Origin of the sequence: Streptomyces sp. NPDC047525 (genome assembly GCF_040643025.1) — a bacterium.
In the GTDB taxonomy this organism is placed as follows: Bacteria; Actinomycetota; Actinomycetes; order Streptomycetales; family Streptomycetaceae; genus Streptomyces; species Streptomyces durmitorensis.
The window spans coordinates 564,724-589,067 of record NZ_JBEYTL010000002.1 but is presented as its reverse complement, the minus strand read 5'-3'; the positions used below and the strand labels follow the sequence as shown (position 1 = coordinate 589,067).

General features: G+C 65.8%; 14 protein-coding genes and 1 pseudogene. 3 read left to right on the top strand and 12 right to left on the bottom strand.

The window, feature by feature from the left end; translation table 11 throughout:
• Positions 1 to 61: 61 nt before the first annotated feature.
• The 8 genes from ABZ833_RS07490 to vioD all read right to left on the bottom strand — a co-directional run bounded on the left by ABZ833_RS07490 (position 62) and on the right by vioD (position 11,783).
• Entirely contained in the window at positions 62 to 1,891 is a 1,830-nt protein-coding gene (locus ABZ833_RS07490) for a non-ribosomal peptide synthetase (protein WP_361042396.1), read from the bottom strand.
• Positions 1,888 to 3,093, bottom strand: a complete 1,206-nt coding sequence (locus ABZ833_RS07485) for an alanine--glyoxylate aminotransferase family protein (RefSeq protein ID WP_361042394.1) — start codon at positions 3,091 to 3,093, stop codon at positions 1,888 to 1,890. Before ABZ833_RS07485 ends, ABZ833_RS07490 begins: the two co-directional genes overlap by 4 nt.
• A gap of 66 nt (positions 3,094 to 3,159) precedes the next feature.
• Entirely contained in the window at positions 3,160 to 4,464 is a 1,305-nt protein-coding gene (locus tag ABZ833_RS07480; RefSeq protein ID WP_361042392.1) for an MFS transporter, read from the bottom strand.
• 100 nt (positions 4,465 to 4,564) lie between these two features.
• Positions 4,565 to 4,774, bottom strand: a complete 210-nt coding sequence (locus ABZ833_RS07475) for an MbtH family protein (protein ID WP_361042390.1) — start codon at positions 4,772 to 4,774, stop codon at positions 4,565 to 4,567.
• Positions 4,775 to 4,861: 87 nt separating this feature from the next.
• Complete coding sequence (locus tag ABZ833_RS07470; protein WP_361042388.1) at positions 4,862 to 6,202, bottom strand: condensation domain-containing protein; 1,341 nt, start codon at positions 6,200 to 6,202, stop codon at positions 4,862 to 4,864.
• A gap of 141 nt (positions 6,203 to 6,343) precedes the next feature.
• The gene (locus ABZ833_RS07465; RefSeq protein WP_361042385.1) at positions 6,344 to 9,544 is read right to left on the bottom strand and encodes an amino acid adenylation domain-containing protein; all 3,201 of its coding nucleotides are present in this window, start codon (positions 9,542 to 9,544) and stop codon (positions 6,344 to 6,346) included.
• Between the two features lie 65 nt (positions 9,545 to 9,609).
• Positions 9,610 to 10,641, bottom strand: coding sequence for a guanitoxin biosynthesis L-enduracididine beta-hydroxylase GntD (gene gntD, locus ABZ833_RS07460; protein WP_361042383.1), 1,032 nt, complete (start codon positions 10,639 to 10,641; stop codon positions 9,610 to 9,612).
• A 23-nt stretch (positions 10,642 to 10,664) separates the two neighbouring features.
• Complete coding sequence (gene vioD, locus ABZ833_RS07455) at positions 10,665 to 11,783, bottom strand: capreomycidine synthase (protein WP_361042380.1); 1,119 nt, start codon at positions 11,781 to 11,783, stop codon at positions 10,665 to 10,667.
• Between the two features lie 255 nt (positions 11,784 to 12,038).
• Between vioD and ABZ833_RS07450 the strand changes: the two are divergent.
• Positions 12,039 to 12,425, top strand: a pseudogene (locus ABZ833_RS07450) (condensation domain-containing protein); the annotation flags it as partial.
• A 400-nt stretch (positions 12,426 to 12,825) separates the two neighbouring features.
• Positions 12,826 to 14,058 (top strand): cytochrome P450, encoded by a 1,233-nt coding sequence (locus ABZ833_RS07445; protein ID WP_361042377.1) that lies wholly within the window; start codon positions 12,826 to 12,828, stop codon positions 14,056 to 14,058.
• Positions 14,059 to 14,190: 132 nt separating this feature from the next.
• Here ABZ833_RS07445 and ABZ833_RS07440 read toward each other — a convergent pair whose 3' ends face one another.
• The 3 genes from ABZ833_RS07440 to ABZ833_RS07430 all read right to left on the bottom strand — a co-directional run bounded on the left by ABZ833_RS07440 (position 14,191) and on the right by ABZ833_RS07430 (position 20,653).
• Positions 14,191 to 14,550, bottom strand: coding sequence for a hypothetical protein (locus ABZ833_RS07440; protein WP_361042374.1), 360 nt, complete (start codon positions 14,548 to 14,550; stop codon positions 14,191 to 14,193).
• 360 nt (positions 14,551 to 14,910) lie between these two features.
• Positions 14,911 to 18,300 (bottom strand): thioester reductase domain-containing protein, encoded by a 3,390-nt coding sequence (locus ABZ833_RS07435; RefSeq protein WP_361042371.1) that lies wholly within the window; start codon positions 18,298 to 18,300, stop codon positions 14,911 to 14,913.
• A gap of 529 nt (positions 18,301 to 18,829) precedes the next feature.
• Positions 18,830 to 20,653: a non-ribosomal peptide synthetase gene (locus tag ABZ833_RS07430; RefSeq protein ID WP_361043143.1), complete on the bottom strand. Its 1,824-nt coding sequence runs from the start codon at positions 20,651 to 20,653 to the stop codon at positions 18,830 to 18,832.
• A 662-nt stretch (positions 20,654 to 21,315) separates the two neighbouring features.
• Here ABZ833_RS07430 and ABZ833_RS07425 point away from each other — a divergent pair.
• On the top strand, positions 21,316 to 22,527 hold the full coding sequence (locus ABZ833_RS07425; protein ID WP_361042369.1) for a cytochrome P450: 1,212 nt from the start codon (positions 21,316 to 21,318) through the stop codon (positions 22,525 to 22,527).
• A 516-nt stretch (positions 22,528 to 23,043) separates the two neighbouring features.
• On the opposite strand, the gene ABZ833_RS07420 is transcribed toward ABZ833_RS07425, so the two are convergent.
• A complete protein-coding gene (locus ABZ833_RS07420) occupies positions 23,044 to 23,895 on the bottom strand; it encodes an AraC family transcriptional regulator (RefSeq protein WP_361042367.1) in 852 nt (283 codons plus the stop codon).
• Positions 23,896 to 24,344: the final 449 nt, after the last annotated feature.

Here is a 24,344-nt window from a genome sequence, read left to right as displayed (position 1 = left end):
GTCATGAGATCGGCGGGCGCCGGTTCCGGAAGCACTGCCACTGGTAGGTCGGGAAGCATGGTCACCAGCCACTGCCCGGCTTGCCCACCGCCGTGACATCCGCCTTCGCGTCGGCCAGCGCTGCCACTCCGCGTACCGAATACGCGTCGAAGACCTCGCGGAAACCGAGGCTGATGCCCAAGTGTTTGTGGATCCAGCTGATCAGCCGCAACATGAACAGCGAATCCCCACCCAGGTCAAGCAGGTTGTCGAGCACACCGATCTCGTCGAGTCCCAGTAGCTCCGCCGCGGCGGCGCCGATGCGCCGCTCGATCTCACCTGTCGGCGGCACGAACTCGGTAGGCAAGTCGGGCCGACGCTTCGGCGGCTGCGGAAGCATCGCGTGGTCGATCTTCCGATGCGTCGTCAGCGGAAACTCGTCCAGCCGGATCAGCGCTGAGGGGATCAGATGGGTCGGCAGTTCGTCGGCGAGGAAGGAACGCAGCTCACCGACGCTCACCGTGTCCCGGTCAGCAGTCACGTAGCCGATCAGACGCTGCTCACCCGACGCGTCCCGACCAGTCGTGACCAGGGCTTGACGCACCGCCGGGTGCCGGTCGAGCGCAGCCTCGATCTCGCCCGGTTCGACGCGATAACCACGCACCTTGACTTGCTGGTCGCTGCGTCCGAGGAATTGCAGCCGAGCGTCGGGAAGACGGCGTACCCGATCGCCGGTGCGGTACAACCTGGCCCCCGGAATCCCCGAGTAGCGGTCGGCGACGAACTTCTCCGCGGTGACGTCGGGTCTGCCCAGGTAACCGCGTGCCAGCGAGTCACCACCGATGAGCAGCTCGCCCTCGGTACCCGCGGGAACGAGTTCGAGCCGCTCGTCGACGACGAACATGCGGGTTCCGGCGATGGCATCGCCTATGGACAACACCCCGTCCTTGGGTGTCTGTCCGGGCGGCACGCTCCAGTACGCCGCGGTCGCGGTGGTCTCGGTCGGCCCGTAGACGTGCACCAGCGGAAGGCGGAAGCGGTTCCACTGCTGGACGGCTTCGGGCATGGCGCGGTCTCCGCCCATGACGACCGTGCGCAGTGACGGGGGCAGTGCCCCGCCGGTGTCCACGAGGTGGTGGACCAGCAAGTGCCAGTGCGCGGTCTGCATCTCCAGCAGCGTGACGTCGTGCGCGGTGAGGAAGTCGAGCAGGGCCTCCACAGGGGAGAGCGCAACCCGGTCGGCCGGGAACACGCTTGTCCCGCCCTGCACGAGTGGGGGGAACAGCTCCTCGAGTGAGGCGGAGAACGCGGCGGCGGCCAGCATCAGGTAGCGATCACGCGGCCCCATGCCGAACTCGGCACTCGCGGCGGCTGCGAGATTCGCCAGGCCTAGATGGGTGATCATGACGCCTTTGGGCGCTCCGGTGGAACCCGAGGTGTAGATCACGCAGGCCAGATCGTCCGGCGCTGCCGCGGGGGCACCCGGACGGGGAGCCAAGCGCCCTCGGTCCGGCGCAAGCGTCGTGACGGGCAAGCTGGTCGGCCCCTCATCCGCTCCGCCCACGATGAGAATCTTGATACCGGAGTCCGCCGCGAGGAAACTCTTGCGCTGGTCGGGGTAGTCCGGGTCGATGGGCACGTAAGCCGCTCCCGCACGCAGCACGCCGAGAATCGCGACAAGCAGGTGGACGGAGTGACGCATCATGACGCCGACGCGATCGCCGGGAAGCACTCCCGCCTCCGCCAGGCGCGCCGCCATGTGCTCGGCTTCGGCGGCGAGTTCGGCGTAGGTCAGCGCCCGCTGTGCATCCTCGGTGGCGGGGGCGTGCGGCGTCACCCTCGAGTGCTGCTCGAGCAGGCTCGGGATGAGCTTCGGCGCGTCGTTGCGCGCTGATCGAACGTCGGCGTTCACGCAGCAGACTCCTCAGGGTTGGACGACATCGACGTCAAGGGGCCTGCGGCGGCGGCAGCCTGCTCTGCCATCAGCTTCACAACGGGTGTGACGCCACTGCCCGGCAGCACCGGGGCGCCGAGGGCTGCGAACCCGGTCTCGAGTGCGGCCAGCGCGGTGACCAGGTCGAGCGGGTCGACGTGACCGCAGTGACCGATCCGCACGACTTGGTCGGCCAGTTCTCCGTTGCCGGTGGTCAGCTGGACGCCTGTGTGCTCGACCACCGCATCGACGAGAGATTGCGCGCCCACTCCGGGTGGTGTGAACGCGGCCGTCACGATGCCGTTGCGCGCCACTTCTGGGGTCAGCAGCCGGAGTCCGAGGCCGCGCAAGCCCGCTCTGGCCATCCTGCCGAGCTCCGCATGCCGCCGGTGGCGCCGCTCCATGCCTTCAGCGAGTACCTGTTCGAGCGCCGCGGACAACTGGAACAGCACGCCGACCGCCGGCGTCCAGGGGGTACGCGGGATGGAGTGGTTCAGGCTGTCACGCGTGATCGTCCAGTCGAAGTAGTACCGCATATGCCTGGCCTCGGCGTGCCGGCGCCAGGCGCGCTCACTGACCGAGACGAAAGAGACCCCTGGCGGCGCCATCAGCGCCTTCTGAGTCCCGCTGACCACGACGTCCAACCCCCACGCGTCGGCCTGCATTTCGCAGCCGCCGACCCCGGAGGCCGAGTCCACTATCGTCAGCACGTTGCGAGTCGCTCGCCCGAAGGCCTCAAGGTCGGTGACGACGCCTGTGGAGGTCTCGCAGTGCACGACGATCGCCGCGACGATCTGCGAGTCGGCCTCCAGACAGGCTTCGACAGCGGCAGGGTCCGGCTCGCAACCCGGCGCGACGTCGAGCACGACGGTCTCGAGGCCGTAAGCGCGGCACAGCTCCACCCAGCGTCTTCCAAAGGCACCGTTGTCCACCACGAGTACCTTTTCCCCTGGACTGAAGAGGTTTTGCACCGCGCTCTCGAACGCACCGGTGGTGCTTGACGTGAAGACCAGCACGTCCCCCGCGGTACCGAGCACATGCCTGAGCCCGTCGATGATGCGTGTGAATATGCGTGCGAAGTCCACGGTGCGCTCGTCGACCATGGGATGCGTCGCCGCCGCGATGACCGCGGGCGGCAGCGGGGTCGGACCGGGTATGGCCAATCTGTCCTTGTAGATCATCTTCCTGATTCCTTCGTGCCTCGGTGGTCCGGCTTCGTCAAAGGCTCGTCCGCAGTCGAGTACCGCTCAGCTGACCGTCGCCTCACTGCCGCTGTCCGGCACGTGCGGTTCGTTCTGCACCTGTAGCTCTGGTTGCTCAACCTTGGTCAGGGCAAGGGCGAACAGTGCCGTGCCCACCACCGCGACCACAGCACAGCCCACCAGCACCGGGCGCAGGCCGAACAGGATGCCCAGTGGGCCGGCTACGGCGAAGCCGACCGGCTGGGCGATCTCCGAGGCCATCAGATCGAAGGCGGCCACCCGGCCGAGTACCTTGCTCGGTATGGCTCGCTGCATGAGGGTCTGGAAGAACACTCCTTGCAGGCCGACCGCGCAGCCGGAGAGCACTGCGGCACCCGCCACCACCACCGTCGGCACGCCAGAGCCGAGGGCCAACGCCTCGAAGACGATCAGCGGTGGCAGCCACGCTATGAAGACCACCGGTCGCTTCGGCTTGATCCGCCCGGAGGTGAACTCCGCGCAGAGCACGCCGATGGTCATGCAGGTGCCGATGACACCCCAAGCTGCGGGACCGCCCAGATGGGTGTCGGCCACCAACGGGCCGAGGACCGCGAGGGGAGCCAGCAGGACCAGCGAGAACAACGTCCACTGCAAGGTGAGCAGCCATAGCCAGGGGCGCATGCGAAACTCCCGCCAGCCTTGCTTCAGCTGCGTGAGCGTCCCGCCTTCGTGATCCGGTTCGACGTCGCCCCGGGCGGGGATCTTGGCGAATATGAGACAGAGGGTGATGAAAGCCATCAGCACGCTCTCCACCAGGAAAGCGGCTCCCGAACCGTACGCCGCCACGACCAATCCTGCCGCCGCAGGGGCCACCGTCCAAGCCAGCGAGGAAAAGGCGCCGACCATCGCATTGGCCTCGTCCAGGTCTTCTCTCGCAACGATGTCCGGCATGATCGCCATGCTGGCCGGACCGAACAGCGCGTCAGCGCCGCCGTACACGACTGCCAGAGCGAAGAACCAGGCGAGGGTCGCAGTATCCGTGAGGAGTCCTATCGCCAAGGTCGCCGCCGCGGTCAGGCGTACGATCGACGAAACGACGAGCAACGGGGCACGCGGAAAGCGGTCCGCCGCGACGCCGGCAAACAGCGACAAGGCGAGCGAAACCGCCGCCTGAACTCCGAGGACAAGGCCGAGGTCACTCGCAGAACCAGTGGTGTGGAGGATACCGAAGCTCTCCGCGACCGGCAGGAAGCCGTTGGCCATGCTGGAGCCCAGTCGGGCGGCCAATAGGCAGGTGAAGTTTCGGTTAGTCAGCAGCCTTCTGCGTTTGCTTCGGCGTTCTTTTTTGCCGGAGACCTCTACATCGCTCATTGCGTCTCTTTCCGCGCGTGCTGGTTTCAGGTCCCGACGCGAGGGATAGGTGATGGTTTCTTCGGGTCCGGTCGGGCGGCGGTGCCACACCGAGGGGCCCTCAAGAGGTTGTCGCCTCGACCAGGGACTTAGGCCGCATGTCCGTCCAGTTCCGTTTCACGTACTCCAGGCAGTCCTCTCGCCCGGCTTCGCCGTGCACTACGGTCCAGCCCTTGGGCACGGTGATGACGGCGGGCCACAACGAGTGCTGTCCCTCAGCATTGACCAGCACCAGGTACACGCCGTCTTGGTCCTCGAAAGGATTCGCCATTGCTTTCACTCCCCTAGGTAAGTTGTCATCATCCGTCAGCGGCCGCGCAATTCGATATGCGTGCCGAATTCATGGGTAATAGGGAATTTATGCAACCCGCAGCACGTCGACTGTGCTGATCGGCGCATCCGGGTCCGCGGCAAGAGCGGCCAGCATCTGCCGGTAACCGTCGGCCACGTGCTGTGCGGTCTCCGGTTCGAACATGTCGAGCTGGTACTCCAGGAGCGCATCCATCCCAGCCGGCTCCTTGTCCGGGCCGAAGTTTTCCCGCAGGCTCAACGCCAAGTCGAACATGGAGCTGCCGGCGTCGATGTCCAAGGGCACGTCGGTCAATCCGTCGAACTTGAGCCCGGCGTCGGTGTTGTCCTCCAGGGTCAACATGACCTGGAAAAGCGGGTGACGGGTCCGCGAGCGGGCAGGATTGAGTGCCGTGACCAGGCGATCGAAGGGGATGTCCTGGTTGTCGTAGGCATCAAGGGCGACGGCCTGGACCTGCTTTACCAGGTCTCGCAGACTCGGGTCGCCGGAGACGTCGACGCGGAATACCAGCATATTGACGAAGTACCCGACGAGATCGGTCAGCGCGTCATCCATGCGGCCGGCCACGGGTGAGCCGATCGGAATGTCGGTGCCCGCACCGAGCTTGCTCAGCAGCGCCGCAAACCCGGCCTGCAACACCATGAACATGGTCGCATTTTCGGTGCGGGCGACCTCGGTCAGTGCCGTATGCGGATCGGCGTCGAGGGTGAACTCGACCGTGCCCCCGGCGAAGTCGGACATCGGTTGGCGCGGGTGATCCACCGGCAACCGCAGTTCCTGGGGCATGCCGTCGAGCACCGAACGCCAGTGCGCGAGCTGTCTCGACCCCAGGCTGTCCGGGTCCTCCTCGCGGCCCAGCAACCGCCTCTGCCAGAGTGCGTAATCGGCGTACTGGACAGGCAGCGGCGGCATGTCCGGCTCGGCACCACGGCGCCGCGCCGCGTAGGCCCGGGCGAGGTCTCGGGTGAGCGGCCCGAGCGACCAGCCATCGCTGACGATGTGGTGCATCGATATGAGCAGCACGTGCTCCTGCGGCCCCAGTGCGAACAGCCATGCCCGAAGAGGCAGGTCGTGCACAAGGCCGAACGGGTGCTCCGAGGCCTCGTGCATCGCCTCGTACACCTCTTCCTCGGCAAGCTCCTCGTACTCCAGTCTCACCGCGTATTCCGAGATGTCCAGGACCACCTGGTGCGGCCCGCCCTCACCGTCCCGGATCACCGTGCGAAGCGATTCATGTCGCTGCACGACGTCCCGCAATGCCTCCTCCAGGGCTGTGCGGTCCAGCTGCCCCGTCAGCCGCGAAGCGAGCTGCATGGTGTATATCGAGTTGCCCGGATTCATCTGATGGATGAACCACAGTCCGAGCTGACCAAACGACAGAGGGATCATGACTGGTCCCACATAATGTTGGCGGTACGGGAGGATCGGAGCGCGCGATGCCGCCCGACAAAAAGCTGCTCACCTCGGTCCGATCGGTCATGCAAACGGTTAGACACAATCATTGAGATCCCTACTCCTCTGTGCCGTGGGTCAGCGGGCCATCGGGAGGAGTGCCGGCCGGGTGATGACGGCGATCTGGCCAGAGTCGATCTGTGCCGCGAGCAACGCCGCGGTAGGCGCCCGGAACAGGGTCTTGATACCGATCTCCACACCCATGACACTGCGGATCCGGCTCAGCAGACGCACCGCGTGCAGAGACTGGCCGCCGAGTTCGAAGAAGCTCTCGTCCACGCCGACCGCAGTGAGGTCGAGCACCTCGCCGATCAGCTTGCACAGTTGCTGCTCGCGCGCGGTGCCCGGGCTGCGATCGGTGACAGCTGTACGAGCATCCGGAGCAGGCAGGTTGCGCCGGTCCACCTTGCCGTTCGTGGTCAACGGCAGGTTCTGCAAGCGCACCACGGCGGACGGGAGCATGTAACCGGGCAACTGCGACGCGGCGTGGGTGAGGATCTCCTCGTTGGGCGCCTGGGCCACTACGTAGGCGACGACTTGCCGCAGCCCCGGCCTGTCTTCGCGCACCACGACGGCGGTCTGTTCCACATCCGGGTGCGCTGCGATCACGTTCTCGATCTCGCCCAGCTCGATCCGGAAGCCGTTCATCTTGACCTGGTCGTCCCGGCGCCCGACGAACTCGAGATTCCCGTCGTCACGCCAGCGGGCCCGGTCTCCGGTGCGATACATCCGCCCCCCGGCCGGACCGAAGGGACGGGCGACGAAGCCGGCCGCAGTGAGGTCGGGTCGGCCGAGATATCCGCGGGCCAGCCCAGCGCCGCCAAGGTACAGCTCGCCCGCCACGCCCACCGGCAGCGGCTGCAGGCCCTCGTCCAGGACGAAGATCTGGGTGCCGGCGATCGGCCGGCCGATGGGTGGCGGTCCGTTCCCTGTCAGCGGGCCGATCAGCGTTGCACACACCGTGGCCTCGGTAGGCCCGTAAGCGTTGAACACACTGCAACGCCCGGACCAGCGTGCGGCGAGGTCGGCGGTCAGGCTTTCCCCGGCAACCACGATGGTCAGGTCCGCGGGTAGATCCTCGTCGGGGGAAAGCGAGGCAAGTACCGAGGGCGGCAGGGTTACGTGCGTCACAGCCTCTCGGACGAGCACTGCTTCGAACGAGCCCCCGACGAATTCGTGGAGACCCGGGACAAACACCGCCGTAGCCCCGCTGAGCAGGGCCATACAGAGCTCCGAGACGGAGGCGTCGAAACTTGGACTGGCGAATTGCAGGACCCTGCTGTCGGACCGTACGCCGAATGCCTCGATCTGCGCGCCGGAGAGCCCGGCGAGGCCCTCGTGCGTGACCGTCACGCCCTTCGGTGTCCCGGTCGAACCGGAGGTGTAAATGACGTATGACGGGTGCGCGAGGGTGAGTGGATGCGACCGCTGTGCGTCGGAGAGGTTCGATGCGTCCGCGTCCGCGTCTGCGTCACGCCCGGTCTGCGCTTCGTCGAGGACCAGGATCGGCGTCGTCCAGGGCTGGGCCGTGGCGCCGGCGGCATCGGTCAGCAGCAGGGCGGGACGCGCGTCGCCGACGATGTACTCGATTCGCTTGGCCGGATAGGCCGGGTCGAGCGGTAGGAACGCGGCACCCGCCTTGCTGATCGCGAGGATGGCCAGGACCAGCAGCGGGCCGCTGGGCACCGCAACTCCCACCAGCTCCTCGGGCCCCAGTCCGCGGGCAATCAGAGCTCTGGCAAGCCGGTTGGCCCGCTCGTTGAGTTGTCGGTAGCTCCACCGCAATGCGCCGCAGGAGACCGCGCATGCGTCGGGGCGCCTCGCGACTTGGGCCTCGAAGAGCGAGGGGAGGAGGACGGAATCGTATGGTGCGCCGTCTCCGCTCTGCTGCGTCACCAGCAGAGCGTGCTCCTCCTCCGAGGCCAGTGGAATTTCGCACAGCGGTCGGTCCGGCGAGCGAACCGCGTTTTCGAGGAAGGTGGTGTAGTGCGATGCGATGCGGCGAATCGTCTCCGGCGCGAACAGGTCGGTCGCGTACTCGATTTCCGCGTCGAGTCGGCCGTGCTGCTCAACGACCTCGATACTGAGGTCAAGTTTGGCGGCGGTGCGCGGCGGCGGTGCGGCGCCCTCGATCGTCAGTCCCGCGGCATGTAGGGACTCCTCAAGCGCCTCGTCGTAGACGAACGCCGTCTGGAACAGCGGATTGCGGCTCGGGTCGCGTGGCGGACGAAGTCGCTCGATGACCTTCTCGATCGGCGCTTCCTGATAGGCGAGACCCTCGATGGAAGCCCGCCGTGTCTGGTTGACCAGGCCGTGGAAGGTCTGATCTCGCTCTGGGCGTACCCGGAGGGCCAGGGTGTTGACGAACATACCGATCATGTCCTCGGTGCCCAGCTCGGTCCGACCGGCCATGGGAGTGCCCACCAGCAGGTCCTCCTGGCCTGCGTAGCGGCCGAGAACGGCAGCCCAGCCGGCGAACATGACCACGTAGGGGGTGACGCTCCAGCGGCGGGCCGCCGCCACGAGTTCGACGCGCAGCGAAGTCGGCAAGGTGAAGAAGTGGCTGGCGCCATGGAAGCTCATGCGTGAGGGACGCTGGTGATCGGTGGGCAGTTCAAGTACGAAGGACGCGTCCTTGAGCTGGGTGCACCAGTGCTCGACCTGACTGTCCAACAGGCCCTCGTCGAGCGAGCGACGTTGCGCGACGGCGTACTGCCCGTAGGCGAAAGGCAGCACGGGGAGATCAGGTGTGCGGCCCTCGGCCCCCGCGGCAAGAAGTTCGGCAAGCTCCTGGACCAGCACGCCGGCCGAGACTCCGTCGAAGATCAGGTGATGTATGTCCACCAGCAGGCGGTGATCCGCGGGTCCAAGGCGGTACAGGCCGAACCGCACGAGCGGCCCGTGCAAGAGGTCGAACGGAGCCGCCGTCGCGGCGCTCACCCGCTCAGCCATCTCCTGCTCCGAGGCCACATCCTGTGGATCGAGTCGTATGGGGTGTGCGGGGACGGCGACGAACCGGGGCGAGCCAGATGCGTTGGACACCACGGAGTGCAGCACCTCATGGCGTTCGACGATCTGGGCCAGAGCCCCCTCGATCAGCCCGAGGTCCAGCTCGCCGCGCAGGGCGAACACAACCGGGGTCCCGTAGTCCGAGCCCGCATCGGCGAGCTGCTCGGAGACCCAGATCCGCTCCTGTGCCAGGGAAAGGGGGAAACCCCTCTCAACGTGGCGGTCCTGGCTGTCTTGCGGTTGCATCGCAGAGTCTTGGGTGGTCGACACTGACGTCTCTCAGTCCTTTCCGGGTAAGGTCCGTCCGGCCGCGAGGGCCGAGGGGCTGTAGGCCGTCAATAGATCACTCGCGCGTCGTGGCTGATTCTGCGATCGCGCGACTTCCGCAGGTCGCGCACCATGTTCAGCCTCTTGAGCCAGCGGTCCGTGCCGTCGAAGCGGGCAGTGAACGGCACCCTGCCGTGCACGATCTTGTAGTTGTCCAGGAAGAGCAGATCACCCGGTTCGAGCACGTAATCTCGTACGTTGCGATCGACCTCCGCCTCGATAGCCTTCATTGCGCGGGCGCTGTCCGGGACGTCGTATGCGTCCTCCATGAAGAATGGATCGATGCGTAGATAGGGTGCTTCGCGGTCGCCGGAGAGGATGGCGACTCGGTCGGGCTCGCTGTCCTTCGCCATGATCCACTCATAGCTGCGCGAGAGCAGCTCGCGTTCGCGCGCCGACATCTCCCGGCTGTCTTCGTCGCCGTTCGGCAGATGCGAGCGGTCGGGCTTGATCGGATACCGCTCCTGAAAGAGCAGGTCCTTGATCTCATCGGTGAGTTCGAGGTCGTCGACCGAGGCGAAGATCGTTGCCACCCGATCGTGGTTGCGTAGACAGGCCAGGCCGAGGTAATCGGCCCGCAGCGGGTGGAAGGCCTCCTCAGTGTGCCAGGTCAGCAGTTCTTCGCTGCCCGTGCCGATCTGCTCATTCTCGTGCCCCTTGATCGGAAAGATGTCGTGCATGATCCGGGCGTCCTGCTGCGTCGCCCAGCCGATGGGGTCGCCCAGCAGAGATGCGCAGAGCATGAAGTACATCTCCGCGGGGAGCGTGGACGCCCGGCCGACGTGAGTACGCCAGTGCTCGGGGGTGGGCCCGATACCGACGTCGTCGATCCGGAAGCCGCGGATGCACAGTGCGCCGCCGGAAGCCTCCAGGCGAAACGCGTTCAACTCGGCCCGCAGCCGCTGCGGCAGCTCGTGTGCGTACACCGCGCACTGCCGGACGAACTCCGGGTCACTGATCGAGTGGAACTTCGCCGTGAGCGAAGCGAGTACTTCGTTGACTGTCTTCAGCTCAATGTCCGAGAGTTCAATGCTCTGCATGTTCGTCAGGGTTCCTTTCCGCCTCACAGTTGGCGACTCGCGGCCAACTCGGCGCCCAAAATGTCCAGGCCTTTGCTTAGTTGGCTGCGATCGCCGCCGAAACCGAGCCGGACGCGGCACGGGTGGTCGAATGCCCGGCCGGGGACGAGCAGTATGTTGCTGGTCTCTCCCAGCCGACGGCAAAGCTCGGTCGTGTCCCGCCACGGGCGCAGTTGCGGGAACGCTGTCACTCCGCCGAGGGGCAGCGGGAGGTCGACACGATCCTCGTGCCGCGCGGCCCAGTCGGCCAACAGGCGTCGGTTGGCCTTGGCGTTCTTCAGCCTGGGAGCGATGAAGACGTCTGCACGCTGTACGACGCGCAGCGCTATGTACTCGAGAAGCGGAGAGAGGCTGAGGGTGATGCGGTCGCGCAGGTTGGTCATCGCCCGCAGAAGCTCCGGGTCGGCCATGCACCATCCGATACGCATGCCGGGTAGACCAAAAGCTTTTGAAAAGGTTCCGATCGACACAGTGCGCGGATAGGTCAGTCCGGGGTCAGGCAGCGGTGCGTCATCGTAGACCAGGTCCGTAAAAGCGCCGTCCCACAGGAGATAGGCGCCGACATTGTCAGCAATCTCAAGCAGGCGACGGAAACCAGCAAGGTCGAGTGTCGCGCCGGTCGGGTTGTGCGGAAAGTTGACCACAATAACCTTTGTGCGCGCAGTGACGAGCCTCGCAAGTTCCTCCACGTCAGGCCGGAATTTGTCCTCCTCGCGCAGCCGCCAACGCAGAACTTCGCACCCCATGGACTCTGCGACGGATACGTGCGAGTGGTAGGCCGGGTGCAGGGCGACGACTTGGTCACCTGGCTCAAGGAGGGTCTGGAGCGCGACGTAGATAGCCTCGCTGCCGCCGTGCGTAAGCATCACCCTGCGCGCGTCACCGTCCCCCCAGCGCGAGGCGATGGCCTCGCGCAGGTCGTCCCGACCCAGGCACGGACTGTCCCGGAAAACGATCTCGTCCAAATCACCAGGCTCGATGCCGGCGAGTTCTCGCACCTGTCCGAGCGAGTAGTCAAGAACCCCACTCGACCCGATGTCTATCGCAGCGTCATGATAGTGGTCGCGCATCCAGTCTTCGAGCAATGCCCCATCAAAGTTCATCGTTCTCCAGAACCTTATCCTCGCGACCCGAGAACCGCGGTCCCATACAGAGATCGCAAGAGGTAAGTAGATTCAGTTCGGCAGAGATGCTGATCTCTCGTTTCTGGTCCAATGACTTGATTCCTCAAACTCCCAGATCGAGGGTGTGAGGTCTTCTGTGGAGCAATGTATGTCCTCTCCGATATGGGCAGTTGACAGATATTGCCCGCTACGGGATCTGCATTGCTGCCCATGCGTCGATGAGTCGGGTGCTCCATCTGCCGACAACCGACATCGAGGAAGAAGAGGGCTTCCTGGACCTACCGGAACGCGCGATGGTGCTGCAGTAGCGGGAGCCGGCCGGAACAGAGCTGCGGAAGGCGATGTACGAGGCGTCTGCGCGCCCGCGACCTCTCCCGCGCCTACACGGCGCGCCGGCGCGGTGTCACACCGGATACGCCGAGGCTTCCCGTGAGTTACGCGGACTACGTGCTGTGGCAGCAGCAGTTGCTAGGCAGCGAGAAGGACCCGGACAGTCTGGTGTCACGACAATTGGAGTACTGGCGCACCGCGCTGGACGGCATGCCCGAGGAGCTGCGACTGCCGGTGGACCGGCCGCGTCGGCCGGTGTCCGACGGGGTCCGCGCCACGATCACGTTCAGCGTGGACGAAGGGGGTGCACACGGCGCTGACCGAGGTGGCCCGGGCCGAGGGCACGGCGCTGTTCAAGGTCCACAGCCTTCTTCCGGCCCCCACCAGGACGACGCACCCGCCCCAACAGAGCCTGACCAGTATCCAGTTCAGCCGCTCCGCGCGAGGTCAGGACGGCCTCGATCCCCTCCGGTCTCCCCAAACCAGAACAACGAGTCCCACAGCTGGAAGCCACGACTTGTCTCCCGGCAAGCCCTTAACGACCAAACCCCACCGAAGAGTCGAGGCTAAATTCGAAGACCCAGAATAGGCTGTTGTCGATCGTTGCTCGATATTCGATCAATATTGCTGCGTCATCTGCCGTCGTCGATTCCGCTGTTAAGATTACGGAGCGCGATGGCGAGCAAACTCCGTGACAGCGAAGGTGATTTCCTTGGTGGACAGGCGAGCAGGGTTCGACTACGACAGCCATGACCCGGCGATAGCGGTGGATCCGTTTCCGACCTATGCGAAACTCCGCGAATCCTGTCCGGTGCAGTGGAGCCGCGCCTGGGACGGCTATTGGGTCGCGACCGGCCACCGTGAGGTCACCTCGGCGGCCCGCGATGCCCGGACCTTCCAAACCGCGCAGGATAGGGCGGACGGTACGGTGCAGGGTGTCACCATTCCCTCACTCGGGCAGAGCAACCGGATGATACCGCTGGAACTCGACTCGCCGGAGTGCCTGAAGTACCGCAAGCTGATCTCCGTTTTCTATTCCCCGAAGCGGGTCGCTGCGCGCGCCGGCGAGGTCCGGAAGTTGGCGGCGGCTTGTATCGACGAAGTGATCGAGCGCGGCGAGTGTGACATCGTTCTGGCGATGACCGAGAAGCTGCCCAGCATTCTGACCATGCGGGACATCGGACTGCCGGAGGAGCGATGGTTCGACATCGACTCCCTGCTCTACCGGGCGCTTTTCGCCGCTCCGCACGATCCGTCGACAGCCCGCGAATGCGCGCAACTGATCTGCCTGGAGCTGGTGGAAGCACTCGACGCGCAACGGGACGGCGACAAGCGGGGGCTGCTCGGGCACCTGGCGACCTGTGAGGTGGACGGAGCACCGGTACCGGACGATGACATCGTCTCGATGATGTATTTGCTGCTGCTCGGCATCTATCCGACGTCAAGCCTGACCGCGATCGCGCTCCGTACCCTCGCCCAGCAACCCGAGCTGCGGTCCCGGCTGATGTCCGACCGCTCGATGATCCGCACCGCCGTGGACGAGTTCCTGCGGTGGGTGTCACCCGTTCAAAGCACGGGCCGGATTGCCGCCGAGAACGTCGAACTCGGCGGGCAGCGCATCACCCGGGGCGAGCAGGTGCTGCTCGGGTGGGCCGCGGCGAACCGCGACGACTCCGTCTTCCCGCACTCGGACCGGATCGACCTGAACCGCGACGCCGGCCGCCACCTCGCTTTCGGTGCCGGCCAGCACTATTGCGTGGGCGCGGCCATGGTGCGAGAGATGTTCACGGCGATGCTGGAGGAGGTGTTCGACCGGATACCGGACTACACCGTCGCCGATGACGCGGCGATCGAATGGTTTCCGGATCTGACCCCCGTATACGGGATCAAGGCTCTGCCGATACGGTTCACGCCCGGCCGATAAGCCGGGCGTCGTTCATGACCGAGGAGTCGGCCAGGAAGTCCTCCGGTGTGCTCACCCTGACGGCACTGCGTGACAGGGTGTCCGACAGCTACAAGGCGACCTCGGCAGTGGAGGTCAGCTCCGACTGAGCGTTCAGGGCACCCATTCGAGCACGCGTTTCGCGTGGTACGGGGAGGTGTCCAGCTTGGCGAGGACGCCCATGGTGGCGATGTTCGGCAGGATCAACTGGTAGAGCCGCGCCATCTCCTCGGACAGGCCCGGGCTCTCCGGCCGCGCCTCGGTCACCAGTTGCACTCCGGTCCAGGCACCCACGATCAGCCGTGCGATCTCCGCGTGGACCGCGTGCGGCAGCAGCTCGCCGCGCTCCTCGGCCTCCACGAGCAGGTCCTCGAACAGGCTGATCCAGTCCGGCCAGCGCGTGCCGCGCATGCTGCGTGCCTTGGGGTAGACGGACAGCTGGACAGCCGCACGCAGCATCGGTTCCTGGGGCATCCGGTGTGCGAGCGGGAGCCCGAGGTCGACCCATTCCTGGAGCTTGTGCGTCTGCGGAACGAGCCCCTCGGCCCGGTCCGTTCGACGAATGCGGCGATGGTGGCGGCTTCGTACCCGACCTCGATGAACAGGCGCGCCATGGCTTCCATGGATGGCCTCACGCGTACGGATCTCACGCACCTGACGCGCCACTCGGCCGCACCCAGTCTCTCTTGCCCTGCCTGAACATCGAACCGTCGACCATGGGCCCACCGAAGTTTCGGTATGGCACCAAGGCCCTCCGGCCGTCCCGGGGGCTGTACTGCGGGACGCGGAGCCGGGGACGGGGGATGATCCCGGCTCCGCGTCCCGGGCGGCACGTCAGTGGTTGACGTGGCCGCCGTCCATGGGGCGCCCCGCTGTCATCAGGTACTTCAGGTCCCGGGCGTACTTGGCGACGAGGTCGCGCGTGAGGCTCGGGATCTCCCCGTGCCCGGCGATGGCGCCGGCCCGGACTGCGGCGCGGAACCGGTCGGAGGGGATGACGGATCCGGGTACCGGGTCCTCGGGCTCCTTGAAGGAGTGCCGGATGGGCAGCGCCGCGTACTGCCGCTGTGCCTCGGGCAGGGCGCGCATCGCCGCCTCGAACCGCAGGTACCACTCGGCGTAGTCGTCCACCCGCTCGATGGCGTGGCCGTCCTGGGCGAGCCAGTCGACGATGGCATCGAGGGAGACGCCGTCGTCGTGGGGGTTCACGATGCTGAACGTCCGGTATCCGGAAGGGACTTCAGAGGTCACGCGGCCCCCCAGCGCCACCACGGCGGCGGCGGTGAAGTCGACCGGCAGGCCGTCGTAGTGGGCGCGTTCGCCGTCCGCACGGTAGAAGCTGCGCGGCGCGACCCCGGTAGCGAGCACGCTGAACAGGAGGCGACTGAAGACATCGGCGACGTTGAGCTGTCCGCCGTACCGGCTGTGCGCGAGGATCATGCTGGACCGGATGGTCGTGACCGGCAGCCCGCACAGGTCGTGCGCCTCCCGCAGCAGCACTTCGCCGGCCCATTTACTGGTCGCGTACCCGTTGGCGTAGCCACCGTCGACGTTCAGGACCGGTAGGGCGACGCGGACGTCGGTGTCCTCGTCGAGGGCCGGCCGGCAGGAGTCGGCGACCCCGACGCTGGAGATGTAGGTGATCGGCTTCGTCCGGCGGGTGAGGGCCAGCCGGACGAGTTCGGCGGTGCCGACGACGTTGGCGTCGAAGAGGTGCGGGTACGGCAGGAGGTGGTTCACCAGCGCACCGGCGTGGACGATCAGGTCGACCTCGTCGGCCAGCCGGTCCCAGGCCGCCTGGTCCAGGCCGAGCCGCGGTTCCGCCATGTCACCCGCCACGACCTCGAGATGGACCGCGGCCAGTTCCTCGTACGTCCGCACCAGCTCCGGGTCGCCGGCGTCGAAGGCCGCGTCCAGCCGCTGCCGGGCCGCGGCGGCGTCCTTGCCGCGCACCAGGGCGATCAGCCGACCGCCGGCGGGCGCCAGGGTGCGCAGCCATTCCAGGGCGAGGAAGCGGCCGAGGTAGCCGTTCGCGCCGGTCAGCAGCACGGTACGCGGCGCCCGCTCGGCGCGGGGCAGCGCGGGGGCGTCGGCGAGGAGGTGTGCATCGAGGAACTTGTCAAGGGTGAGGTCCTTCGCGTGGACCTCGGTCACGCCCTCGCCGTGCACCGAGGCGAAGGTGGGCCGCCGCACGGCCGCAACTCGGCGAGCAGGGCGCCCGGCGCCCTCGCCGCCTTCCTTGATCTCCAGGATGCGGATCGTCATCTCCTTCAGCGTGACCGGTTCCAGGAACAGCTCGATCGGTACGTCGATGTCCAGCTCGTCGCGGAGCCGTCCGGCCAGATGCACGGACGTCAGCGAGTCGCCGCCCGCCTCGATGTACGTCTTCTCCAGACCGGCGGGCCCGTCGAGATCCAGCGCCTCGATCACCAACTCGGCGACCCTGGCCTCCAGTTCACTCCCCAGTGCGGGCGCCGCGCCTTCGGCCGGCGCCTGAGCGGCCGGGCCGCGCAGCGTCAGGGCGCCGTAGCTCTCGCCCGCGAACGGGTACGACGGGAGCCGTACCCGGCGCACCTCGCCGTCGAGCGCCGGCCAGGCCACCTCCTCTCCGCGCAGCCACGCCTCCCCCGACGGGTCCCGCACCGGATCCGGGTGGCCCTCGGCCAGTGCCATGAGCTTGTCCGACGCTTCCTGCACGCCGGCGGCGACCACGTAGGCACGCACGGGCATCCCGACCCGGCCGGTGCGCAGGGTGTGCGCGACATCGGCGAGGGCGGGGGCGTCGGCCTCGCGCAGACGTGCCACCAACCGCGACGCCACGAGAGCGAGTTGATGCTCGGTGCGGGCCGACAGCGGCAGGACCATCGGGCGGGCGTCGGCCTTCGCGCGCGGCTCGCGTGGCGGTGCCTCCTGCACCACCACGTGCACGTTCGTGCCGCCCATGCCGACCGACGTCACGCCGGCCAGCCGCGGCAGGTCCGGCCTGCGCGGCCAGTGACGGGTCTCGGTCACCAGCCGCAGCGGCGAGTCCCGCAGGGCGGCCATCGGGCTCGTGACGTTCACCGTCGGAGCCAGGGTGGCGTGCTCCAGCATCAGGACCGTCTTGATCAGCGCCGCCACACCGGCCGCCGCGTCGGCGTGCCCGATGTTCGACTTCACCGAACCGAGCGCGATGCCGACGCCACCGTCGAGGCCGGCTCGGGCGGTGAACGCCGCGCTCGCCGCCGCCAGTTCGATCCGGTCGCCCAGCTCGGTCCCGGTCCCGTGCGCCTCTACGTACTGCGCCGCTGACGGCTCCAGCCCCGCCGCAGCCCACGCCTCGGTGATCGCGGCCGTCTGCTGGTCCACGCCCGGAGCGGTGAAGCCGACCTTGCCGGCCCCGTCGTTGGTGACTGCCGTGCCCCGGATCACCGCGCGCACCGGGTCGCCGTCGGCGAGCGCGTCCTCCAGCCGCCGCAGCACCAGCACGCCCACCCCGCTGCCCGCCACCGTGCCGGCCGCCTTCTCGTCGAAGGGGCGGCAGCGGCCGTCGGCGGAGGAGGTCCCGCCCTGGTAGTAGACGTAGCCCTCCTTGCGTGGGGCGCCGATGGCGACGCCGCCCGCGAGCGCGGTGTCGCACTCGCCGAGCAGCAGGGCCTGGACGGCAACATGGACCGCCGTCAGCGAGGACGAGCAGGCCGTCTGCACCATCATGCTCGGCCCGTCCAGGCCCAGCCGGTAGGAGATCCAGGGCGCCAGGAACTCGCGGTCGGTGAGGAGACGCACCTGGATCGCGCCGATCGACGCGGCGAGCGCCGGGTCCGTCTCGGCGGCCAGCGCGTGCTCCGTCGAGCTGCCGCCCATGTAGACGCCGGTGCGGGACGGTGCGTTCAGCGGGGCGTACCCGGCGTCCTCCAGCGCCGACCAGGCGGTCTCCAGGAGCACCCGGTGCTGCGGGTCCAGGGCGGCCGCCTCGGTGCGGTTGAAGCCGAAGAGCTCGGCCTCGAAGCGGTCCGCGTCAGCTAGATGCCCCTGCACCGGGACGAATGCGGGATTGCGCAGCTCGGCCGGGTCCGCCCCGTCGGCGAGCAGTTCCTTCTCGGTGAACTCGGACAGCGAGCAGACGCCGTCGCGCAGGTTGGCCCAGTAGGCGTCGAGGTCGGGGGCGCCGGGGAAGCGTCCACTCATCCCCACGACGGCCACCGTTTGCTCAAGGTCGTGCTGTGCGGCTTCCTCGGTCGTCATCGCGTCGTGCCCTTCCTGGAACGGAGCTTGTGCAGGTCGGGGCGCGCGGAGGGGGGATCGGGCAGCGCAGTATCGTCCACCGTCCCATTCGTCGTCATGGGCATGCGGTCGAGGACAACGATGGCCGACGGTATCAAGTGCGCGGGCACGGAATCAGAAAGTGCCGATCGAATGCCTTCCTGCGTCACACCAGCCCCCGGTTCCCTTTCCTCGTACCCCACTACGGATTTTCCCATGTCAGGGTTACCTCCCTATTAGCCTGCATGAGACGAGTCCTTCCGGCTGGTTATCTTGACGTTGCGGGATTTCCGGATCAGAGCGTATGGAGGTTCTGAATGAAGGTAGAAATGATCTCCCCTCACCAGGTGCTCGAAGAATGCCCCCATGCTTAGCAAGTGCCAGGGTCGGCGGTCCGCATGCTCGTCTTCGTCGCCGACGATTGTGGGAACGGGGCAGTGCAACTGCGGCTCCATGCTGAAGTCATAGGTGTCCAACATCAGGGCATCGCTGCGGACGTAGGGAAGAACCGTCACCGCCGTTCCCCTTCCTCTAAACGCCGGCGCCGTGCTCGCAGCGCGCGAGCGCGCCTGGCCGATGCCGCTCGCCCGACCACAGCCGAACCATCGTCCGAGGGCACGCCGTCACGGATCAGCGTTGCCTGCGCCGCCACCGTGGTACGCGAGAACAGAGCAACAACCGAGAGCCGAACTCCCGTATGCCGCTCAAGGGCGTTCTGCAGCTCAAAGAGCTTGACCGAGTGGCCGCCCAGATCGAAGAAATTCACCTCGATCGGAACGTCTTTCCGCTTCAGTACCTCGGCCCACGCGGCGGACACCCGTCCAGTCGTGTCGTCCGTGGGGGCGGCGGCTACATTCTCTGTCCGGGAGTCCGGATAGGTTTCTGCCAGAGCACCAAGGCGTTTTCGGTCGATTTTGCCGTTGACAGTCACAGGAAACCGATCGAGCACGTGAATCCAGTTCGGAACCATGGCTTGCGGCAGCTTGCGGGCCACATGCTCGCGGATTGGTTCTGGAGAAATGTCAGGAGGCGACAGGACGAACCCGACAAGCTGGGTCTGTTCCGCGTTCGTCACCACGACGGCGTCGCTGACCCCTGGTGCAGTACGCAGATGAGCCTCGACTGCGCCGAGCTCGATCCGATGGCCACGAATCTTGACTTGTTGATCGCGGCGGCCGAGGAATTTCAACTCGCCATCGTCGTTCCACAGGGCGAGGTCCCCCGTGCGGTACATCTTGGCGCCCTCGACGTCGGTGAAAGGGTCGCCGATGAAAGCCTGGGCAGTCGCTTCAGGGCGGCCGAAGTATCCTCGCGCTACCCCTGTGCCGCCGATGAACAGCTCGCCGCGTACACCGCGCGGGACCGGCTCCAGCTCCTCATTCAGCAGGTATAGGCGGACACCAGGCACCGGCCCGCCGATGGATACCGGTCCAGGGGCCTCATAACGGCGGAAGCTGGCCCATACAGTGGCCTCGGTCGGGCCGTACTCATTGACCAGGGCGACTGTGCGGCCGAGCAAGGCGAAATGGCGTTCCACCAATGCCTCAGCCAGCGACTCGCCGGCCACGATCACCGTATCCAGCGCATCCAGCCGCGTGCCCTGCCGTGTCGCCGCGTCCAGCAGTGCGCTGTAGAGGAGCGGTACACAGAGCAGCCGGGTCACCTGCCAGCGTTCCACCAGGCGGGCCAGCCGCTCAGGATCGCGGATTTCATCAGATGCAGCTACGACTAAGCATCCCCCCGCGGTCAAGGTCCCCCACAATCCGGCAACCGAGGAATCGAAGGCCAAGGGGGACACAAGCAAGAAGACTGGAGCGCCGGGATACACCGCGCGGCGTGCCCAAGTGGAAGCGGACAGCTGACTGTGCTCGACCAGGACGCCTTTGGGCTCGCCGGTGCTGCCCGAGGTGTAGATGATGTAAGCGGCGTCATTGGGTGTCACCGCGACTGCCGCCGCCGTGGTCTCTTCTCCTTCTCGGGCGTCCTCCGCTCGAATGACCGGGCATGTGAGCGTGGGCAGTCGGCCAGACGTGCCGTCTGCGACGATCACGGCAGACACGCCCGCGTCAGCGAACACATCGGCGATCCGCTGATCAGGGTGGGCCGGGTCTGCCGGGACGTACGCGGCACCGGCGTAGAGGATTCCGAGCACGGCGGCGATCATCGCGTTCGAAGGTTCAACGAGCACACCGATTCGCTCGCCTCTGCCCGCACCTGCCGCACGGACAGACGCCGCGATGCGCCTGGCCCAAGCGTCGAGCTCGCCGTAGCTCAGCTCGGTGCCCCTGCTCCGAACGGCGACCCTCAGTGGATCACTGCTGGCTATCCGGGCCACGACTGCATGGACTGGGCTGAGCTCCTCGTGTGGAGCGTTCGACACAAAGTTCTGTTCTGGCAAGGTCATCAAAATTCCCACACTAATTCTCGGCTGATGCTGCTCGTTTCATGGCGTGAGACGCTGGTCGAGCTGGCGGGGAAGGAATGTGATCAGCAGTGGATCTCCCCCAACTCGAAGAAGTCGGAGTCGTCACGGAGATCGGTGTGTCCAAGCAGTCCAGTCCACAACCCGGCTAGCGTTGCCAACGGATCAGGTACTACCGGTATCAACTCCCGAAAACAGACTGCATTCCTAAGGACAGAAAGTGGCGGGCGAACATGAGCAGTACACGCTCATCGGAAGGCCACTGAACTCCACTCAGACCGGCGAAGATTCACTCTGGCATCCGTTCACCCCAGCGTCAATGCCGCAAGAAGGGCTGGCGAGGCGGCGCGCAATATGTGTCCAGAAGAACGCAATAACTGTCAGCCGCGCTTTGCTGGCGACACTTGACGTCAACTCGCGGACATGGCTAGCCTGTCTCGATATTCCAATACCGGCGCAGTGCTTAACTCCCGTATATTATTCATGATCCGGCGGGCCCGAATTCTATCGATCTATACCCCCGCTAGAAGCCTCGGGTTTCGACTTCTTCGATGCGGTGGACTGGAGGATCTTCCATGCACACTCCCCCTACGACGAATCTTTCTCACCTGCTCGATCCCGAACATGCGGCGGAGCCATACTCATTCTATGCCGAGTTACGTACAAAATCACCGGTACAGTGGGATGAATGGATGCAGACCTGGGCGGTGTTCGGCCATCCGGAAATACTCGATCTCTCGAAGGACAGACGTCTTTCTGTGGCCAGAATATCGGATTTCTACGAGAGCTTCCCCGAACAGGCCCGTGGCGATGTTGCACTGCTGGCTCGCACACTGTCAGACATGATGCTGTTCAATGATCCGCCGCATCACACCCGGCTACGCCGACTGATCAGGCCGAGCCTTTCTCCCCGCCTCGCCCGGGAACTACGCTTTCATGTCCAGGAGTTGGCCGACGAACTGCTCGACAAGGTCCTGCCGACCGGGCGCATGGACATCATTCACGACTTCTCGGAACCGCTCAGCCGTGGCGTCATCGCGAAACTGGCAGGCGTATCCGACGACGCCACCCACCTTCTGGAGAGCTGGCAGGGGCTGTTGCATGAGTTCTTTACCCAGTCCGACTCCCAGAACGCGCGGATACAGGAACTGAGGGAGTCCTTCGACCGCACTGCCACCGCTCGTCGAAACAGCACGGCCGACGACTTCTTCAGCCGGATGATCAGTCCCCAGCTCCGGGCAGCCGACTACACCGAGGACGAAGTCTTCGCCAACCTCCTGCTGCTCATCGACGCGGGGCAGGCGACTACCACACATCTGATCGGGAACGCGGCCCTCGCCCTGTTGAACAACGACGAGCAAACTCAGCGGCTGCGCAGAGATCCTGAGCTGATTACACCCGCCACGCACGAACTGATGAGATACGACAGTTCGGTCCAGTTCACCACTCGGAAGGCGCTCGCCGACATCGACCTCGGTGAGCACCTGATCCGAGCCGGCCAGTCGGTGACCCTGGTTCTTGGTTCAGGGAATCGTGACCCCCGCCGCTACACCGACCCTGACGTACTGGATGTCTCCCGACCGGCCGCTGATCACCTGTCGTTCGGGCACGGCATCCACTACTGCCTGGGCGCCTCACTAGCTCTCACCGAGATCGACGTCGCACTCCGGGCGCTGCTGCGTCGGACCACCAACTGGAAGTGCGAGGTGGCGCAGCCTGAGTGGCTCGAAAGCATCAACTTCCGCTTCCTTGCATCCCTTCCGATCACCTTTGAGGCAATCGCCTGAATGTGGCATTCGCCTCGGCCGAAGGAGAGCTCCTTGGGACATGATGTCGGCGCATTACCGCTGCCGGAGCAGCAGCTCGCGTTGGTGCGGAGTTGTGAGCTGGGCGACAGCGGGCCGACCCGTTACGCCGTCGGACGGTTGACCTGCGGGCTGCCTCTCTGAGAAGAGAGCATTTCCTCCGCGCCCTCTCCGTCGTTCTTGCCGCGCATCCGGTGTTGCACAGTTCGTTCGAGTTGTCGGCCGAGCTGGCCCCTAACCAGGTGTTCCGCCGTGAGGCGGTGGGCGAGGGATCGCCCCCCTTACCGGTAGTTCGTTAATCCGGCGATGGTGTGGGGTGACGGCTGGTCGTAGGCCGGTGGTAGGAGTCAACTGGCTTGGGGGCTGAAGATGACTGCTCGCCGTCCGTGTCCGCCTGCGCCGGAGCCGTTGGAGGAGTACGGGGCCTCGTCCGGCACGTGTCTGTCATCTCCACCACCGTGTTCGCTGGGGCCATGGTCCGTCGTCACGTGTCGGCGTTCAAGGAGAGGGCGGACACTGCCCTCGCTGCCGGTACTCCGAGGGCGAGCAGCCCATGTGCTTCCTGAACACCCGCGCGAAGTTCTCCGGATTCGGGAAACCACAGAGCCTGCCGACCTGGGATATGGGGTCGCTGCCCGCTGTGAGCAAATGGCGGGCAGCGTCGATGCGTAACCCGGTCAAGTACCGCATGGGCGTCTTTCCCGTGGCGACAGAGAATCGGCGCAGGAAGTGGTACCGGCTGAGACGTGCTTCTCTGGCTAACTGGTCGAGTGTGATGTTCTCGGACAGGTGCATCTCCATGTAGGCCCGCAGTGTGAGCAGTTGTTCCGGGCTGAGACCTCCCGTGCCCGGTGATGCGGAACGGAATGGATGGAGCAGGTATTCGGCCAGGTAGTGGGCTGCACTCAGGGCATAGCTCTCTCCTGCACCTGTCTTTCGGGCGTGAAGTAGCGTTTGCGCCATGGATGCGACATGTGGATCGAAGGCGCGCAGTGTTTGTAATTCCGAAACATCACGGACAGGAGCGGTGGTGTGTGTGTCCTGCGCTCGCTGAAGGAATTCTACGGAAAGCTGGATATAAACGACTTCGAATGGGAGACGTCTGGGCGGTGTCCTGCTGAGCCGGATCAGGTTGTTGGGTGCGACCCGGCAGACCTCTCCAGGCGTGAGCGTGGTACGTCGCCAACCGTGATTGTCTCGACGTTCAATTTGACACACACCTCGTATTGGCGTGACGATGCCGAACCACTGGTCCGACAATTGGTATGTCCAGGTGTCGCTGTCGTGTCCAGCGACTTGCTCTTCCACAACGAGTTTCTGAAAGGATTGGTCTCGCCACGTAATGGGCACGTAGTTTTCCCTTGCGCGGGTCGGGGAAACGAGGAGTTACAGGCACCAGGTTCGTCATAGATTGAACCGGGCTGGAAATAATTACCCTCTGTGTCACGCAACGGTCAGCGACACGTTATTGGAGCTACTGCCCACTCTGGATGGCACTCACAGATGGACGGCAGACAGAGGGAGGGGCGTCATGGCAGGGCGATCCGCCGTGCGCTTACTGGGACGGCGGTGTTTGCCGACGTCACTTGAATTCGTCCCACCACCGGAACCGAACCGAACCTCGAAGAGTTGCTCGCCGGCGAATACGAACGAGGCACCGTCCTTCCCCGCGACATACTCCAGCGCATCCGCCGGAACGGCCGTCTCCGACCCATCGAAGAGGACCGGGAGTGGTGCGCGCGTGAGGTGAAGGGAGGCCGGTGTACGGCTGACGCATCGAGCGGTACGCGTACGTACGC

What these genes read in the sequence shown, in the direction of transcription:
- ABZ833_RS07425 (WP_361042369.1), top strand. Translation starts at nt 21,316, where the DNA reads ATGCACACTCCCCCTACGACGAATCTTTCTCACCTGCTCGATCCCGAA.
- ABZ833_RS07435 (WP_361042371.1), bottom strand. Translation starts at nt 18,300, where the DNA reads ATGACGACCGAGGAAGCCGCACAGCACGACCTTGAGCAAACGGTGGCC.
- ABZ833_RS07485 (WP_361042394.1), bottom strand. Translation starts at nt 3,093, where the DNA reads ATGATCTACAAGGACAGATTGGCCATACCCGGTCCGACCCCGCTGCCG.
- vioD (WP_361042380.1), bottom strand. Translation starts at nt 11,783, where the DNA reads ATGAACTTTGATGGGGCATTGCTCGAAGACTGGATGCGCGACCACTAT.
- ABZ833_RS07480 (WP_361042392.1), bottom strand. Translation starts at nt 4,464, where the DNA reads ATGAGCGATGTAGAGGTCTCCGGCAAAAAAGAACGCCGAAGCAAACGC.
- ABZ833_RS07475 (WP_361042390.1), bottom strand. Translation starts at nt 4,774, where the DNA reads ATGGCGAATCCTTTCGAGGACCAAGACGGCGTGTACCTGGTGCTGGTC.
- ABZ833_RS07440 (WP_361042374.1), bottom strand. Translation starts at nt 14,550, where the DNA reads ATGCCCCAGGAACCGATGCTGCGTGCGGCTGTCCAGCTGTCCGTCTAC.
- gntD (WP_361042383.1), bottom strand. Translation starts at nt 10,641, where the DNA reads ATGCAGAGCATTGAACTCTCGGACATTGAGCTGAAGACAGTCAACGAA.
- ABZ833_RS07470 (WP_361042388.1), bottom strand. Translation starts at nt 6,202, where the DNA reads ATGATCCCTCTGTCGTTTGGTCAGCTCGGACTGTGGTTCATCCATCAG.